Source organism: Falsiruegeria sp. JB4-1, assembly GCF_055693495.1.
This window is the reverse complement of record NZ_JBVFTZ010000002.1, coordinates 260,749-275,809: the sequence shown is the minus strand read 5'-3', so window position 1 is coordinate 275,809 and position 15,061 is coordinate 260,749. Positions and strand designations below refer to the sequence as shown.

Below are 15,061 nucleotides of genomic sequence, written 5' to 3'. Positions count from 1 at the left end.
CTATGTGGCCGAGATGAAAGACCGCGCCTTGGTTCTGGATCAAGACCCTCTGCGCTGTCAGTCCATGCCGCATATGACCTTGGCTGGCTGGGATCTGCTAGAGCTTATCATGGTCAGCAAGTCCGAGGACTATCCCGACTTGTTTGAACTGCATCGCGATGGCAACCAATGGCGTTGGATCAACAAGCCAATGGGGATCGACCACAGCTTCACATTCATGGACGACACCACCCTGCCCTACGGGCCAATGGAATACATCACCCGTCAGGCACAGGGAGATTTTGTCGTGCTGGATCAGCGTGATGAGATGTTGTGGATGGACGCAGGCATGGTGACAACGCAGGCTGATTGGAGCTTGGATTTCGACATCGGCATGAACTTTTTCGAATGGCATGCGCCGGTGCCCAAAGCGCATGAAATGGGCATCTTCAAGCGAGCGCTCAAATTCCTGCTGAACATCCAACAGGGCGCGCTAGCGCGGCGCCTGAACTGGACCATGACGGTGAACCCGCTGCTGGATACCAGCCCGGAAAACTACCATCAGTGGGGCATTCAAAAGACCACGCTGACACCGGAAAACATCGGCTACAAACAACATCTTCGGGTAGAGTTGCAGACATTCTTCCGACTGCCGCGCTCAAATGCTCTGGTGTTTCCGATCCGCTGCTATCTGTGCAGCTTTCAGGATATGATGACTGTCCCCAAATGGGGCCGTCGCCTGCACCGGGTCATTCGGGATCTGCCGGTTGAACTGGCCACTTACAAGGGTTTCATCGACAACCGCCCGATGATGCTGGACTACCTCAGTCAGTTTGACGATGGGTTGCCGACCTCAGCCGGAGTTTGGCCCGATCTGGAAACGGAACCGCCTTTGGCCAAGTAAGGCACCACCTGGCCAGACAAAGCACACACTGAAGGCGGGTCAATTCCCGCCTTTAGTTTGTTTGGGGGTAACTGATCACCGACAGATACCGGGCTGGCAATGTGACCAGCCGCTCTGGTCCATGCGGTGCATCTGCATCAAAGAACAGGGTATCGCCGGGCTGCAACGGGTAGATGTTGTCTCCGTGACGATAGTCTACTTCCCCTTCCAGCATATAAATCGTCTCGATCCCGCCGTGCTGGAATGTTGGGAATACGTCTGACTCTGCCGTCAACGTAATCAGATACGGCTCGACAATGACACCTGACCCATTGGCACCGATGTGGCCAAGCAGGTTGTATTGATGATTGGCGCGTGTCCCTTCACGCTCCAGCTCCACGCCTTCGCCTGCTTTGGTATGTACGGCTTCGCGGCGTTCTTCGAATTGGCGAAAAAGCTTGTCAAAGGCACTGACAAAGCATCGGCCAGCAGCTGCAGTGTTGTCAAAGACGGCGACGTATTGCCGTTTTCGATCTTGGACAGCATGCCGATGGACAGGCCAGTCAGATTGGCCACTTCGGCAACGGTGATGTTTTGCTGCTTTCGAAAAGCACGGACTTCGCGACCAATGGCAACTTCGAGCACTTTTTCACGTTCGCCTGTCCGAACAGAGTGTGGATTCTGGGTCAGATTTCCCGCCATTTCTACATTGCGTTTTTTCAATTTCGTACCTTCAAAGCCTTGCTACACCTGTCCAATCCGGTTCTGCAAGCTGGTGTCACGCAATCGTCTCTAACTTGGGTCATGTTAACACAAATTATTCCTGTTGGTAAAATTATTTTGCTGACAGAGCATGGAGAGAGTGACGACAAAAGAGATTTCGTTGATCACTATGGTTCCCGGAATTCAGACTGGCCCTTTCGGATGGTGCGTAAGCTTTCGATACCAGCTAGCGCCAACTCGGTCACTCGCGATCCCATCTTTTGCACAAAATACCCCTGCACCGGCGAAGGCAGGATTTGATCGTCCTGGGACAGCACGTAATACCATGGCTTGTCACTCCACGCCTCAGCACTCAGCGTACCAGGCAAGGTTCTGTTGCAAACTTTTGGCCATTGGAGTTGGGCTGTGGCAGGCCAATCGTATTCACCAGCTGAAAACCAGCTGATGATCTCCTTCAACAGCGCGCAATATCCGAATGCCGTGATCCTATTCGCGGTATTCTTCTATCTCCGATACGGCGTTTCATACCGTGATCTGGAAGAATTCATGAGAGAGAGGTATTGCCGTGGTTCACACAACGCTGAATCCTTGGGTCACGGGATACTCTGGCACTATTGCCGAAGCCGCGCATCGACGCAAAGGATCATGTGGCCGCTCTCCTGGCGGGTGGACGAGACATACATCAAAATGAAGGGCACGTGGGTCTATCTCTATCGCGCTGTCGACAAACACGGAAAAACACTTGATTTATGCTGTCTGAGAGGCGCAACAAAACCCCGTCTCGGCAATCGCTCTCACCACTTTAGTCATCTATTGGCTAGGTGTCCTGAGCCTAGCTACTTTGAAGAACAGAGCGGTGGTTTGGCCTTGGTTGGATCCGGTTATCCCTTGGATCCGACATCAACGCGGTCGTGCAGAAGTGGAATATCCAAGTCGACTTGGCATTCCAGCTCTTGGGCGTATCGATGGCCAGCGTAAACGGCAGCTGCGATGATCCCGGGTGCTTCACAATCCCCAATCCGCGTCAGGCTGAAGGGGTGTCTTTCGTCTTCTGAGCGAAGGCTGAGCGCTTTGTACAAACCGTCATTTGGTTTTCGGGCCGTGACCATCACAATGTTCTGGACAGGCCGCTTTGTTTCGCGACCACTGTAGACGCAATTCAAAGAGGCGGCATCGCCTGAAAAATGCGTCAAGCTGTGTGAGGGAAGAATGTCGATCCCGAGCTGGTGCAATTGCGTTCGAATACGCCATCTTTCGGATGTCTTTCCGGCCCAATCCGACACGCTATCGGATGGTGTAGCCAAAGTGACGGCGTGCCCATCTGCACGTATCCGTTCTGCGATGACACTTGCCATGTAGTAGCCATCACCATCGAAAACCAAGGTTGGCCCGTTTGGCAGGTTTCCATCCATGATGTCGTCAGGCGTGAACACGCGGGTCAAAGCCTCACCGCTTGCAACCGATTTGTAACATTCGTCGTCGTAGTATTCCTTTCGCCAGCTTGCGCCAGTTGCGACCGCAACGTGATCGGCTTCGACCGAGATCACGTCATCAACTGTCAGCCGACTTTCGCGAAAGATTTCGACGTTGGGCATTTCGAGCAGTTGCTGCTCGCGGTAATCCTTGACCCGGATGTATTCGCTCATCCCGGGCAAAGCTGCTTCGCGCACAATGCGTCCACCGATTTCACGAGAAGCTTCGGCCAACATGACGTCATACCCGCGCGCACCAAGGGCGCGCGCGGCTTCCAACCCAGCAGCACCAGCGCCAACAATCAAAACACGGGCGTCCGAGGTCTTTTTCTTGATAATTTCGGGATGCCAATCCTTGCGCCACTCCTCTCCCATCGTTGGGTTTTGGGTGCAGCGCAGCGGAACACCGATGGAGTCACTGGCGTAGCATACGTTGCAGCCAATGCACTCGCGTATGGCTGACAATCGACCTTGTTCGATTTTCTTGGGCAAGTAAGGATCAGCAATCGAGGGCCGCGCAGCTCCGATGAAGTCGGTGATGCCTCGGCGAACCTGGCTGACCATCGTATCGGGCGAGGTAAAGCGACCCACAGTGACCACGGGCTTGTCCGTCACCGATTTGACCCACTGCATATAGGGCTCCAACGCGCCTTCTTTGACGAAGCGCGACACACCCATTTCAAGCGAATAATCAGCAATGTTGACGTCCCAGAGGTCCGGGAGGTCCGCGAGCCTTTCAAACATCTCGCGGCGTTCACCGAAAATCGGCTGGCCGTCCTCGCCAATCTCTTCATCCGCCGAAAACCGCACTGCAACCGCGCAGCGATCGCCCACTACATCCTTGGTCTCTTCGATCAATTCGCGCGTCAGACGCACCCGGTTTTCCAGGCTGCCGCCGTATTCGTCGCTACGTGTGTTCACGCGCGGGTTCAGAAAATTCGAGATCAGGTAGCCGTGTGTTGCGTAGACATAAACCACATCAAAACCCGCCTCTCGCGCCCTGAGCGCCGCTTTGCGATGCCACCGACGCAAGTCCTTGATGTCCTGCTTGTCCATCGCGCGGGTTTGATAAGGGTGCCCCTTAGCGTTTGGAAAGCTGTCGACGTCCATACCCGGCAATCGCGAAAACAAGTTGTTCGCGTTCGCACCGCCATACCAAAGCTCAGCCCCTGCCAGGCTTCCGTATTCGTGCACGGCGTCCGTCATGAGAGTATGGGCGCGGACATCGCTGTCATCCCAAAGGGACGCATAAGGGTGTGGCAGGTCATCCGAAGACGGATGGATCGAGTTGTATTCCGTGCAGACCACTCCCCAGCCGCCTTGCGCCTTGACCTTGCGCATCGCCGCAAGCGTTCGTGGATATTGCCACCCCATACCGGTGCAATGAGGTACTTGGAAAAAACGGTTCGGTGCTGTGACCGGACCAATCTGGATCGGTTCAAAGAGAATGTCGTAGCGGGGATCTCGACCCATTGTGTCTGGTCCTTGCTTATCTTTGTTCGCGGGGGTGGACGGTCCAGAAGGCTGGACCAAGAGTACCTGATCAGGCTACGCGTCCGGCTTGAACTCGGGCATTTGGAAATGTTTGGGATAGACTTTGGACAAGAAGGCCGTGATATGATCGCGGGCTTCTAGGCGTCCGTAGTTTTCGGGGTATGCCAGCAATTCAAGCCAAATCCCGTCGTAAAGCGCCTCGAGAATGTTGGCGACCTGTCGTGGTGGAAGACCGTGATACGCGCCTTCCTCCTCGATCTGCTGACATAGATCCAAGGCGATGGTGTAGCGTTCCCGGTCGATTTCCTCGATCAGCTTGCGATAAACCTTGCGCCGCCCTGCCTCTCCGAAGAACGCATACCAGACCGCCAATTTTTTGGGCGTGCAAATCCGGGGTGAAAATGCGCATCCACGATGGCCAACAGTTTGTCGGATGCGGACAAACCCGCGCTTTCAAACGCAGCCAGCCACTGTTCGTGATGCTCTTTGGCCAGATACAAAAGCGTTTCTTCCAGCAGGTTTTGCTTGGACTTGAAGTGGAAATTGACGATCCCCATCGAAAGGCCAGCGCTTTCGGTCACCGTCGACATGGTGGTGCCCCCAATCCCGTTCTTGGCAATTGAATCGATGGTCGCGTTGATCAACTGCTGGCGCCGCACCTCTTTGGACGCGGTGCGGCGACGCGTGTTGGTCTTTGGATTGGCTTCAACAGATTGGCTCATACTGGCCCCTCTCAACTTTCCTGCACGCAGCTCATTCACCGCTTGGAACAATTCTCTCAGCGATCCGACGCCGCCGAAACGAACTCGCTTCAAGTATATTGCATTGATTGAATACTCATTCAATACTGGGAAGAAAAACTATTCATCACAACGCTAAGGACAACATGGCTTGGTTTTTAGAGCTCTGCCCAGAAAGTGAAAACGGGATCATGCACCAACGAGATGACTTTGCGATGCGACTGACCCAACGGTTCAATTCGATCTTCGATGGCCGCCCATGCACGATCTGCCTGAGCCTGATCCCGAAACTCGATCACCGCCATCAGAGAATGCTGACGCACCTCGTCCGTATCATAACCACTGCTCGGCATGCGTTGACACAACGGCGCGCCCTTTTCGGCCAGTCCACTGCTGATCAAGACATCGACAAAGCTGTTCCAGGCTTGCTCGAATACCTCCAACTCGACGGATGGTTTCAGATCAAATTGGTTCAAAAGCCTGGGCATTGTGTAGTGTCCGCCTTGGTGATTTCCCGAAACCCAAGCTATGCCTATCCTGCGTCAAAGCAAGCACCAGAGGTTCACAGATGATCCGAAACGAGAACCCCGTCATTGCCAACAGCCTTTGGTCGGCCACAGCCAGATATACTGACACGTATCCAGATCTTAGGGGTGAACAACAGGCCGACGTCGCCATCATAGGTGCCGGTTTTACCGGTTTATCCGCTGCATTGCACTTGGCCGAAGCGGGCGCCAGCGTCACCCTGATTGACACCCAGCATCCCGGTTGGGGCGCTTCTGGCCGCAACGGCGGACAGATCAATGTCGGCCTCAAGGATGGTCCAAAGGGGATAAGGGCAAAGTTCGGTGATCATTGGGGTGAACGGATGATCCGAATGGCAGGGGACGCGGGCGATTTGGTGTTTGATCTGATCGAGCGCCACCAGATCAATTGCGACGCCAAACGCCCTGGCTGGCTGCGGGCCGCGCATACGCCCAAGACGCTGCAACAGCTACATGAGCTGGCCGAAGATTGGGACCGACATGGCGGAGGCATGAGGAAGCTTGATCAGGCTGAAATGCAACGCCTGACAGGAACAGAAGCTTACATCGGAGGGGTCTTGGATCAGCGTGGCGGCGTGTTGCATCCGCTGAACTATGCCCTTGGCCTGGCAGATGCTGCGCATCGCAACGGCGTCGCGATTTACGGCAACACTCCAGCCAATCACATACAGGCGGAAGGTGGACGATATCGGGTGAAAACACCGAACGGAGCCATCGTTACCGACAAGGTTCTGATCTGTACCAACGCGTATTCTGGTGATCTGGATCCCAAAGTCGCCAAATCTGTCTTGCCCGTCCGATCGGTGCAGGTGGCGACGCCTCCGCTTTCGGACAACATTCGCCGATCCATCCTGCCCGAAGGGAATGCCCTGTCCGATGCTCGTCGTCTGTTGCTGTATTTCCGACAAGATGCTGAAGGTAGATTTCTGATGGGAGGGCGCGGAACCTATAACGACGGATCAACGCGCCGACAGATTGAACGCCTCAAGCGCATCACGGTCGAGCTGTTCCCGCAACTGGCAGGCGTAAAATGGGACTATGCATGGGGCGGTTTCGTTGCGCTGACCCGGGACCATTATCCGCACCTGCACGAGCTGGCCCCGTGGATCTACGCGGGGCTTGGTTACAACGGGCGCGGCGTTGCCATCGCCACGGCGATGGGGCGCGTGTTGGCGCGTTGGGCTGCCGGAGAACCCCCGAAGAACTGGACTTCCCTGTCACGCCACTTAAGCCACTGCCACTTTCATTTGCCCGCGAAACGCTGGTTGAGGCAGAGATTTTACGTCTAAAACTGTTGGACAAACTCGGTCTCTAACGAGGCAAACGCGCCACCTACACCCGAGAGAAAAAACGATAGGTAAGAGCGATAGCCGCCAATCCCAGACCGGACCCATATCCGATCCACACCCCATTCGGGCCCCAATCCAGTACAAACCCCAGAACGTAGCCTACCGGCAAAGCGATGATCCAATAGGAAACCAGGGTGATGACCACCGGGATACGATTGTCCGTCATCCCCCGGAACGCGCCCAACATCGTTCCCTGTACCCCATCTGCGATCTGCATTGCCGCAATCACCAAAAACATCGAAACCGCAAGCGCGACCACTTCGGCGTCGTCCGACAAGCCTTGTGCCAATGGCGCGCGCCCCAAAAGAATGCCGGTTATGACCAGGCTCATCCAACTGACGACCACAAACAAGGATGCCAGCACAATTGGCCTAAGCCGCTCTCTCTCATTTGCGCCAATCGCCTGGGCCACCCGGATCGAGATCGCAATCGAAATGCCCAAGGGCACCATGTAGATGACGTCGCTCACGGCAGACACGATCTGATGCGCCGCCAGTGCCGCCGCACCAAACCATCCGAGCATCAGTCCGGCGACGGCATAGGCCGCCCCCTCCCCCAGATAACCAAGCGAGATCACGGATCCTTCTTTGAGTTGGAGCCGTAATTCGCTCCAGTCAAAGCCAGAATAGGATGGCACGTCCCACCGCCTTTTCCACCGGCCCAAGAAAACAAACGCCAAGACGAGTGAGGCGGTCTGGGACAGCAGGCTCGCGATGCCCGCCCCGACCAGCCCCAGGCCAGGCCACCCCCAACCCCATGTATCAGCACATAATTTGCCGGGACGTTGCAGCCGACAGCAAAGAACGCCAAGCCAACACCGATCCAGGGACGGTCAATCGCGTCAAACAGGGCTTTCAGAGCATAGAAGACAGTGAAGGGAACCAGCAACAGGCTCATCGATACCCAGTAGCCGCCGAGCAATTCAAGAACCTCGGTCGGTTGTCCGACCCAAGCCAAGGCAGGTTTCACAGCCAGCATCATCAGAGTGCCCAGTGCTCCGACCCCCAATGCCACGACAAGTGCGATCCTTGTGGTTGCGAAGAGCTCTTGGTCATTGGACTTGCCAAATGCCTCGGCCATGCGAACGCCAATGGCGGACACAAATCCAAACAACGCGGAATAGAAGATGATCAGCGCGGATGTGGTGATCGACACCGCCGCCAATGGAAGCGTTCCCAAAGGGGCCACCATCACGGTGTCCACAACCCCGATCAAGGCTGCCGCAGCAAGGGAGACAACGATCGGAAAGGCAAGGCGCGCGATATGCTGCGCTTCGCGCACAAGACGGCCAGTGGGCGACCGCGTTGGCCGGGGTGTCTGCTCTGCGGTCATGATATTCTACTTTCCAGTCAGGCGGCCTTAGGCGTCGTGATCAAGCAGATCCGGCGCCAACCGCACAAGACAGGCCCAGGCCGCCTGCTCTGCTTCCGCAGCGCTCACACTGTCCGGTGCCAAATGCAGGCGCTGCCAATAGCCGTCTGTAAGCGTCTCCATCCATTCAGCCATTTGAACAGCGGACAAGGTGCCCTGCCCTGCCAGCAAGTCCTGCCAGATCGCGCACAGCGTCTCGCGACGCCGCGCCTCGAAATGGCTTAGCCACCTCGTCGTATTCCTGTTGGGACCGAAGCTCTCCCCAAAACGCGTACCACAGTGGAAGCACCATCGGACCACAGGCGTCGGGATGAAAATCAGCCCGTATCAAAGCGCGCAACTGTTCTGCGGGTTCACCTCCGGCTTGATCCAGCGCCTTAGTCCAGTGATCTTCGTAGCGTTGATACAAATCGCGCAGTGCTTCTGTCAGCAGCCCCGCTTTTGATTTGAAGTAAAACGCGGCGACCCCCTGCGAAAGATCCGCCTCAGACGCAACTGTTGCCAGTGTGGTTTTCGCCAATCCATGCGCCAGGATCGAGCGGCACGCCGCATCCAACAGCTGCCGCCGCCGACGGTCTGCGTTTTCCTTCCGCTCTTTGCGGGGGCGCTTCTGTTCTGCTTGGGCCAACTGCCAATCCTCCTGCACGTGCGGACATCTACAGCGCCTGAAAAACGGGCGTCAATGATCTAAAGTTTATTTGAGCGATCAAATAAACTTTACGAAATCGAACTGCCTCTGTAAACAAAGTGCAAGGGGAGAGAATTTTGGCACTTGAGAGCAGATATGACGCAATCGTGGTCGGTGCAGGTCACAACGGCCTGACAGCTGCGGCTTATATGGCGCGCGCCGGGATGAATGTTCTGGTCGTAGAAAAGAACGACTGGATCGGCGGGGCGGCAGTCAGCAGGTCGCTGCACGAAGGCTGGACCTATTCGAACTGCTCGTATGTCTGCTCGCTGCTACGGCGCGAGATCGCGCGGGACCTGGACCTGCCGAAATATGGCCTTCAAGTCATCCCCTACGAAGGGGGTGCGAGTTTTACCCGCGATGGCGACCACTTTGCCTACTACTCGGACCACAACGCATTAAGGCGTGAAATGGCGCGGCATTCTGCACGCGATGCAGACGCGTATCGCGCCTATTCCCAAGCGATCATGCGGCAGTGCAGGTTCATTCGCCCGTTTCTGCTGCGCGATGCGCCGGACCCTGCCTCTCTGCGTCCGCGCGATCTTGGCGAACTGGCCTATCTGGTCAAGAAGGCGCACGGTTTGGGCAGCCGGGAGCTTGGCGAAACGCTCAAGTTCTGGACCATGTCGATTGGCGACTTTCTGGATGAGCATTTTGAAAACGATCTGATCAAGGCCCATTTGGCGGGGTCCGGGATTATCGGTACTGGCCTTGGGGTTTATTCGCCCGGCACCGCCTATGTCCTGTTGCATCACTATATGGGCGACATCGACGGCGGCATTGGCGCCTGGGGGTTCGCGCGTGGCGGAATGGGGGCCATTTCCAATGCGATTGCGGCCAGCTTCAAAGATCATGGCGGGACGATCCACACCGGTGCCGGGGTCGAGAAAATCCTGAGCAAAGACGGCCGGGTGCAAGGCGTAGCATTGGAAGACGGCAAGGTTTTCTACGCCCCTGTGGTTGCGTCCAACATGGACATCAAGCGTACCATCCAACACCACGTGGATACGGCCGACCTCCCCCAAGAGTTCACCAAAGCGGTGAACAACTTCAAAATTCGCGGATCGTCAGCCAAGCTGAACATCTCGCTTGATCAGTTCCCCGATTTTCCCGCCGCGCCGGAACACACCAGCTTTTTGCGCGGCGACATGCATGTTTCTGAAAGCCTGTTCGAACTGGAAAGGGCTTATGACGATTGGAAAGACGGTCGCTGGTCCGAGAAGCCTTATATCGACATGCTGATCCCCAGCCAGATCGACCCGACCATGGCCCCGACAGGCGCTCACATGATGACGGTCTTTGTGCAATACGCCCCTTATGACCTGAACATCGACGGCACCAGGTCAGCTGACAATTGGACCGACGCGCAGCGCAACGCGATGGCCGACACCGTGCTGAACCAGATTTCAGTTGCCTGCCCGGATATTCGCGATCGTGTGGTTCATATGGAGGTCCGTTCGCCGCTGGAAATTGAACGCGAAGTTGGCCTGACCGAAGGCAACATCTTTCAGGGTGAACTGACCTTTGATCAGCTGTTCTTTAATCGGCCTGTTCCCGGATGGTCGCAATACAGCCTGCCGATCAAAGGTCTGTACCTGTGCGGTTCCTCTGCCCACCCCGGCGGCGGTGTCATGGGTGCGCCCGGTGCAAACGCAGCCCGCGCCATCCTGAGACACGAAACTCGGCACGGACGCATGAAGGGGTACGCGGCATGAGCAATTTCGATGCGATTGTCGTGGGCGGCGGCATAAACGGCCTTGTTGCGGGTGCTGTTCTTGGGCGCAAAGGCAAGAAGGTCTGCATTATTGAGAAGTCGGACAGTTTCGGCGGCATGGCTTCCTATGCCGTTGATGGGGGGCCGACACTGGCACACGCGCTCTACAATCTCAGCCCACGCGCCCTGAAGGACGCGGGCATCGATGTCGATCGCGCGACATTTACTGGACAGCAGATCGACACCGTTTCGCTTTCCGATGACGGGAACCACATCGTTTTTAAAGAAAGCGGCGTTTACTGGAATGATGGATCACAGCACCCTCAGTCAAAGGCTTGGTGTGAGCTGACCCAAAGGTTCAAGACCTATGGCGGGCTGCTGCGGCAGTTGGCCGAAGCCCCGCCGCCAGGGGGCACAGCGCGTCCCTGTCACGGGCCAGATTGGCCGAGATGTTTCGCTTGGTAAAATTGGGTATCGGGCTGAAAAAGCTTGGCAAGACGGAAATGCGGCGTTTCTTGCAGGTTCTCCTGTCCAATGTCTACGACATCGTCCTTGATGACCTGCCGGACGGACCGGTGGTCGGCATGCTTGCGGCGGACGCAATCCGGGGGCGGCCACCGGCCCAAGGTCACCGGGTACAGTGTTCAATCTGGTCTACCGGTTGGGGCACGGCGGCACCATCACTCAGCCCACCGGTGGCATGACAGCAGTGGTCAACACATTGGTCGACGGGGCGAAGGCAGCGGGCTGCACGCTGCTCCCCGGAACCGAGGTGTCTCGCATTCTTGTCGATCAGGATGCGGTAACCGGGTTGCAAACTGCTGATGGTCAAACCCTGAACGCGCCCTTGGTGCTGAGCAACCTGGCGTCGCAGCTGACCTGCCAACTGACCGGTCCAACCTTGTTCGACATTGAGGCCACGCGGCGAATACGAAACATCCGCGCACGCGGCACCGCGGCCAAGGTGAACATGCGGCTAAAGGATGCGTCTCCCTCCCCGGATTGAAGACCGACCAGAAAGACGCGCGTCTGATATATGCGCCTTCTGCGGACTATGTCGAAACCGCCTTCAATCCCGCCAAGTACCGCGAGATGTCCAAGGCGCCTGTCATCGAAGCGATCAGAACTGAGCAGCCGGACGGATCACATTGGTTGTCTGCAATTGTCCAATACGCCCCGTCCGATCTTGACGGCGGATGGACGCAAGAGGCGCAAGATCAGCTGGCCCAGCTTACCGTCGACACGTTAGACCGCGCCCTTCCCGGACTGCGTGATCTGATCACAGACACTCAGGTCATCACCCCCGGCCAGATCGAAGCCGCAACCGGAGCGCCGGGCGGGCATTGGCATCACGCGGAAATGTCGCTTGATCAACTGCTGTCCTTGCGCCCTGCGAACGGGATGAGCCGCTATGCCATTGGTCCCAAGGGGCTGTTCCTGTGCGGAGCCGCCACGCACCCGGGCGGGGATGTCATGGGCCTCGCCGGACGCAACGCTGCGCTTGCGGCATTGGAGGTGCAGAAATGAGCATCTTTGTTGATCCCAAACTGGGCCTGATCCCGGGACCGTTCCACGCCAAGCTTGCAGAACAGAACCGCGCGCACAGTTGGTACGACTGGGCAGGGTACGCCGCACCGAGCGTGCTTGACAGTATGGAGTTCGAGTATTTCGCGCTGCGCAACCAGTCCTCGCTGTTCGACATCTCACCGATGCACAAGTATCGGATCGCTGGCCCTGACGCCGCGCAAATGCTCAATCGGCTGGTCACCCGTGACATCCGCAAGATCAAAACAGGCCGCGTTGGATATGCGGTCTGGTGTGATGAAGAAGGGATGGTGATCGACGACGGGACCTTGTTTCATCTGGGCGACGACGATTGGCGGCTGTGCTGCCAAGAACCCATGCTGACCTGGCTTCTGGATGCGGCGTGGGGTTTTGACGTCGTCGTCAAAGACGAGACGCACGATGTCGCCGGGCTGTCCCTGCAAGGCCCGACCTCATTTGCTGTTCTAGAGGCCGCCGGGCTGGACGTTGCGCACCTGAAACCGTTCGACCTGATCGAAATCGAGCCTGACCTCATGATCTCTCGTACCGGGTTCACGGGCGATCTGGGCTATGAGCTCTGGTGTGCTTGGGATAAGGCCGAGGTACTGTGGGACCGAATTTGGCAAGCGGGCACACACCAAGGGTTGCGCGCCATCGGTTACGACGCCTTGAACATCGCCCGGATCGAGGCTGGGTTTCTGACTGCCGGTGTCGACTTTCAACCGGTTCATGCCACTGAACGCTTGCATCGCGGACAAACACCGTTCGAGCTTGGCCTCGGGTGGTTGGTCGACTTTGAAAAGGGTCACTTCAATGGCCGACGCGCGCTCTTGAACAAGCAACATGCCCAAAGGAGCCTTCTGCTGCGCTGTGATGTCGAAGGGTTCAAACCCGCTCAAGGCGCGCTGATTTACAATGGGCGCAAACGCGAAGTCGGCCACATCACCTCGGGCATCTGGTCGCCGACAGCCAAAAAGAACGTCGCCCTTGCACATGTTCGCATGCCCGATGCGCAGCGCGCGTCCAGGCTGATGGCAGAGATCTACACATTGGAAGAAGGCAAGTGGGACACCAGAATGGCACGTCTTACACCCGTTCACGGCGCCTTCTTTGCACCACCGCGCGCTCGCGCAACACCACCCGCCCGCACCTGACGGAGGAGCAGACGTGAATACACTAGGCAACACTCCAACCGATGGCGATCTTGTTGATTGGGATCGCGATCACAACCTGCACCCCTGGGCGGACACCGCTGGTTTCGGGGCCACGGAATACATGCGTGTGAACACTGCAGACGGCATCTATTTGTGGGATGCATCCGGAAAGCGCTACATCGATGGGCCCGGCGGCATGTGGTGCACCCAAATCGGCTATGGCCGTCAGGATATGGCCGACGCGATTTCCGCTCAGGTCATGCAGATGCCTTATGCGTCCCCATGGTCGTTCACCACCGAACCCGCAGCCGTGCTGGCCAGAATGATTGCAGAGCGCGCGCCGGGCGATCTGAACACGGTGCACTTCACCACCGGCGGATCGACGGCCGTTGATACCGCTCTGCGTACGGCCTTGTTCATGAACAAGCGGCTGGGACGTCCAGACAAGAAAATCATACTGGGACGCGAAAAAGGATACCACGGATCAACCTTTCTGGCCGCGACCGTCACTGGCAAAGAACGCTTTGAAAACAGCTTCGACAAGGCACTGGACCTTGTTCGCTTTCTGCCAGACGTGAACCCCTACCTCCGGTCGGACGGAATGAGTGTCGAGGCATGGTGCGACGCCAAGGTCGCCGATCTGGAGGAGATGATCGCAAAAGTTGGCGCCGACAAGATCGCCGCCTTTATCGCCGAGCCGATCCTGTGTTCGGGAGGTGTCATCGTCCCCCCGCCCGGCTACCACAAACGCACGCTCGAGATCTGCCGCGCACATGACATCCTCTACATTTCCGACGAGGTGGTCACCGGCTTTGGGCGGTTGGGGCACTGGTTTGCATCAGAAGACGTCTTTGACATCGTTCCTGACATCATCACCTGTGCAAAGGGTTTGACCTCAGGCTACCTGCCGCTTGGGGCGTGCATCATCTCGGATGCGGTGATCAAACGTATTTCTGACGCGCCGGGCGATGACGTTTTCTACAACGGCTACACCTACACAGGGCACCCCGTCAGCTGCGCGGCCGCGATCAAGAACATCGAGATCATGGAAAGTGAAGACATCCTTGGACATGTACGGCGCGTCACGCCGCATTTCCGGGACAGGCTGCAACAGATCAAGGACCGTTTCCCGATTGTCGGGGACGTGCGTGGGGATGGTCTTCTGGGCTGTATCGAGTGCCGTCCAGACCTGAACAACCAAAGCTATGAGGCCGATGTGAAGTTCGGACAAAAGCTGGATGACGCCTGCGAAGAACTGGGGCTATTGCTCCGCCCCTTCGGGAATATGGCGGTCTTCTCGCCTCCATTGATCATCACACCCGCGCAGATCGATGACATGTTCGACATCATGGAGGCCGGGATGGCGCAGGTCAGCCAGGGCTACGAGAAGTCGTAGCCCTCGTC

Annotated in this window: 18 protein-coding genes and 2 pseudogenes; 10 read left to right on the top strand and 10 right to left on the bottom strand. The window is 57.0% G+C overall.

The window, feature by feature from the left end; all coding sequences use genetic code 11:
• The coding region (locus tag ACZ1HE_RS23285; RefSeq protein WP_472625062.1) for a heme-dependent oxidative N-demethylase family protein at window positions 1–883 on the top strand (883 nt) is incomplete at its 5' end.
• Between the two features lie 52 nt (window positions 884–935).
• Here the strand turns inward: ACZ1HE_RS23285 and ACZ1HE_RS23280 are convergent.
• Both ACZ1HE_RS23280 and ACZ1HE_RS23275 read right to left on the bottom strand, forming a co-directional pair.
• Window positions 936–1,564: pseudogene (locus ACZ1HE_RS23280) on the bottom strand (helix-turn-helix domain-containing protein).
• A 188-nt stretch (window positions 1,565–1,752) separates the two neighbouring features.
• On the bottom strand, window positions 1,753–1,953 hold the full coding sequence (locus tag ACZ1HE_RS23275; protein ID WP_472625060.1) for a hypothetical protein: 201 nt from the start codon (window positions 1,951–1,953) through the stop codon (window positions 1,753–1,755).
• 73 nt (window positions 1,954–2,026) lie between these two features.
• On the opposite strand from ACZ1HE_RS23275, the pseudogene ACZ1HE_RS23270 reads away from it, so the two are divergent.
• Window positions 2,027–2,358: pseudogene (locus ACZ1HE_RS23270) on the top strand (IS6 family transposase); the annotation flags it as partial.
• Window positions 2,359–2,466: 108 nt separating this feature from the next.
• On the opposite strand, the gene ACZ1HE_RS23265 reads toward ACZ1HE_RS23270, so the two are convergent.
• From ACZ1HE_RS23265 to ACZ1HE_RS23250, 4 genes are all read right to left on the bottom strand, one after another.
• A complete protein-coding gene (locus tag ACZ1HE_RS23265) occupies window positions 2,467–4,530 on the bottom strand; it encodes an oxidoreductase (RefSeq protein WP_472625058.1) in 2,064 nt (687 codons plus the stop codon).
• Window positions 4,531–4,605: 75 nt separating this feature from the next.
• A complete protein-coding gene (locus ACZ1HE_RS23260) occupies window positions 4,606–4,923 on the bottom strand; it encodes a TetR family transcriptional regulator C-terminal domain-containing protein (RefSeq protein WP_472625056.1) in 318 nt (105 codons plus the stop codon).
• Window positions 4,863–5,273, bottom strand: coding sequence for a TetR family transcriptional regulator (locus ACZ1HE_RS23255; protein WP_472625054.1), 411 nt, complete (start codon window positions 5,271–5,273; stop codon window positions 4,863–4,865). The genes ACZ1HE_RS23260 and ACZ1HE_RS23255 overlap by 61 nt, the downstream gene beginning before the upstream one ends.
• 176 nt (window positions 5,274–5,449) lie before the next feature.
• Window positions 5,450–5,779, bottom strand: coding sequence for a hypothetical protein (locus ACZ1HE_RS23250; protein ID WP_472625052.1), 330 nt, complete (start codon window positions 5,777–5,779; stop codon window positions 5,450–5,452).
• Between the two features lie 80 nt (window positions 5,780–5,859).
• Here ACZ1HE_RS23250 and ACZ1HE_RS23245 point away from each other — a divergent pair, with 80 nt between their 5' ends.
• On the top strand, window positions 5,860–7,125 hold the full coding sequence (locus tag ACZ1HE_RS23245; protein ID WP_472625050.1) for an NAD(P)/FAD-dependent oxidoreductase: 1,266 nt from the start codon (window positions 5,860–5,862) through the stop codon (window positions 7,123–7,125).
• A 43-nt stretch (window positions 7,126–7,168) separates the two neighbouring features.
• On the opposite strand, the gene ACZ1HE_RS23240 is transcribed toward ACZ1HE_RS23245, so the two are convergent.
• The 4 genes from ACZ1HE_RS23240 to ACZ1HE_RS23225 are packed head-to-tail and all read right to left on the bottom strand — an operon-like array spanning window position 7,169 to window position 9,184.
• Entirely contained in the window at window positions 7,169–7,762 is a 594-nt protein-coding gene (locus tag ACZ1HE_RS23240) for an MATE family efflux transporter (protein WP_472625048.1), read from the bottom strand.
• Entirely contained in the window at window positions 7,759–8,517 is a 759-nt protein-coding gene (locus tag ACZ1HE_RS23235; protein WP_472625046.1) for an MATE family efflux transporter, read from the bottom strand. The genes ACZ1HE_RS23240 and ACZ1HE_RS23235 overlap by 4 nt, the downstream gene beginning before the upstream one ends.
• Window positions 8,518–8,544: 27 nt before the next feature.
• The gene (locus ACZ1HE_RS23230) at window positions 8,545–8,727 is read right to left on the bottom strand and encodes a hypothetical protein (protein WP_472625044.1); all 183 of its coding nucleotides are present in this window, start codon (window positions 8,725–8,727) and stop codon (window positions 8,545–8,547) included.
• Entirely contained in the window at window positions 8,684–9,184 is a 501-nt protein-coding gene (locus tag ACZ1HE_RS23225) for a TetR family transcriptional regulator (protein WP_472625042.1), read from the bottom strand. Before ACZ1HE_RS23225 ends, ACZ1HE_RS23230 begins: the two co-directional genes overlap by 44 nt.
• Window positions 9,185–9,321: 137 nt before the next feature.
• On the opposite strand from ACZ1HE_RS23225, the gene ACZ1HE_RS23220 reads away from it, so the two are divergent.
• Genes ACZ1HE_RS23220 through ACZ1HE_RS23190 form a run of 7 tightly spaced genes read left to right on the top strand, consistent with a single transcriptional unit; the run spans window position 9,322 to window position 15,053 of the window.
• A complete protein-coding gene (locus ACZ1HE_RS23220) occupies window positions 9,322–10,959 on the top strand; it encodes a phytoene desaturase family protein (RefSeq protein WP_472625040.1) in 1,638 nt (545 codons plus the stop codon).
• The gene (locus tag ACZ1HE_RS23215; RefSeq protein WP_472625038.1) at window positions 10,956–11,423 is read left to right on the top strand and encodes an FAD-dependent oxidoreductase; all 468 of its coding nucleotides are present in this window, start codon (window positions 10,956–10,958) and stop codon (window positions 11,421–11,423) included. The genes ACZ1HE_RS23220 and ACZ1HE_RS23215 overlap by 4 nt, the downstream gene beginning before the upstream one ends.
• Window positions 11,417–11,662, top strand: coding sequence for a hypothetical protein (locus tag ACZ1HE_RS23210; RefSeq protein WP_472625036.1), 246 nt, complete (start codon window positions 11,417–11,419; stop codon window positions 11,660–11,662). The genes ACZ1HE_RS23215 and ACZ1HE_RS23210 overlap by 7 nt, the downstream gene beginning before the upstream one ends.
• Entirely contained in the window at window positions 11,659–11,964 is a 306-nt protein-coding gene (locus tag ACZ1HE_RS23205) for a hypothetical protein (RefSeq protein WP_472625034.1), read from the top strand. The genes ACZ1HE_RS23210 and ACZ1HE_RS23205 overlap by 4 nt, the downstream gene beginning before the upstream one ends.
• Window positions 11,961–12,485 (top strand): phytoene desaturase family protein, encoded by a 525-nt coding sequence (locus ACZ1HE_RS23200; RefSeq protein ID WP_472625032.1) that lies wholly within the window; start codon window positions 11,961–11,963, stop codon window positions 12,483–12,485. The genes ACZ1HE_RS23205 and ACZ1HE_RS23200 overlap by 4 nt, the downstream gene beginning before the upstream one ends.
• Window positions 12,482–13,657, top strand: a complete 1,176-nt coding sequence (locus tag ACZ1HE_RS23195; protein WP_472625030.1) for an aminomethyl transferase family protein — start codon at window positions 12,482–12,484, stop codon at window positions 13,655–13,657. Before ACZ1HE_RS23200 ends, ACZ1HE_RS23195 begins: the two co-directional genes overlap by 4 nt.
• A 13-nt stretch (window positions 13,658–13,670) precedes the next feature.
• On the top strand, window positions 13,671–15,053 hold the full coding sequence (locus tag ACZ1HE_RS23190) for an aminotransferase (protein WP_472625028.1): 1,383 nt from the start codon (window positions 13,671–13,673) through the stop codon (window positions 15,051–15,053).
• Window positions 15,054–15,061 lie beyond the last annotated feature (8 nt).

What these genes read in the sequence shown, in the direction of transcription:
- ACZ1HE_RS23265 (WP_472625058.1), bottom strand. Translation starts at nt 4,530, where the DNA reads ATGGGTCGAGATCCCCGCTACGACATTCTCTTTGAACCGATCCAGATT.
- ACZ1HE_RS23255 (WP_472625054.1), bottom strand. Translation starts at nt 5,273, where the DNA reads ATGAGCCAATCTGTTGAAGCCAATCCAAAGACCAACACGCGTCGCCGC.
- ACZ1HE_RS23250 (WP_472625052.1), bottom strand. Translation starts at nt 5,779, where the DNA reads ATGCCCAGGCTTTTGAACCAATTTGATCTGAAACCATCCGTCGAGTTG.
- ACZ1HE_RS23245 (WP_472625050.1), top strand. Translation starts at nt 5,860, where the DNA reads ATGATCCGAAACGAGAACCCCGTCATTGCCAACAGCCTTTGGTCGGCC.
- ACZ1HE_RS23235 (WP_472625046.1), bottom strand. Translation starts at nt 8,517, where the DNA reads ATGACCGCAGAGCAGACACCCCGGCCAACGCGGTCGCCCACTGGCCGT.
- ACZ1HE_RS23215 (WP_472625038.1), top strand. Translation starts at nt 10,956, where the DNA reads ATGAGCAATTTCGATGCGATTGTCGTGGGCGGCGGCATAAACGGCCTT.
- ACZ1HE_RS23205 (WP_472625034.1), top strand. Translation starts at nt 11,659, where the DNA reads ATGACAGCAGTGGTCAACACATTGGTCGACGGGGCGAAGGCAGCGGGC.
- ACZ1HE_RS23195 (WP_472625030.1), top strand. Translation starts at nt 12,482, where the DNA reads ATGAGCATCTTTGTTGATCCCAAACTGGGCCTGATCCCGGGACCGTTC.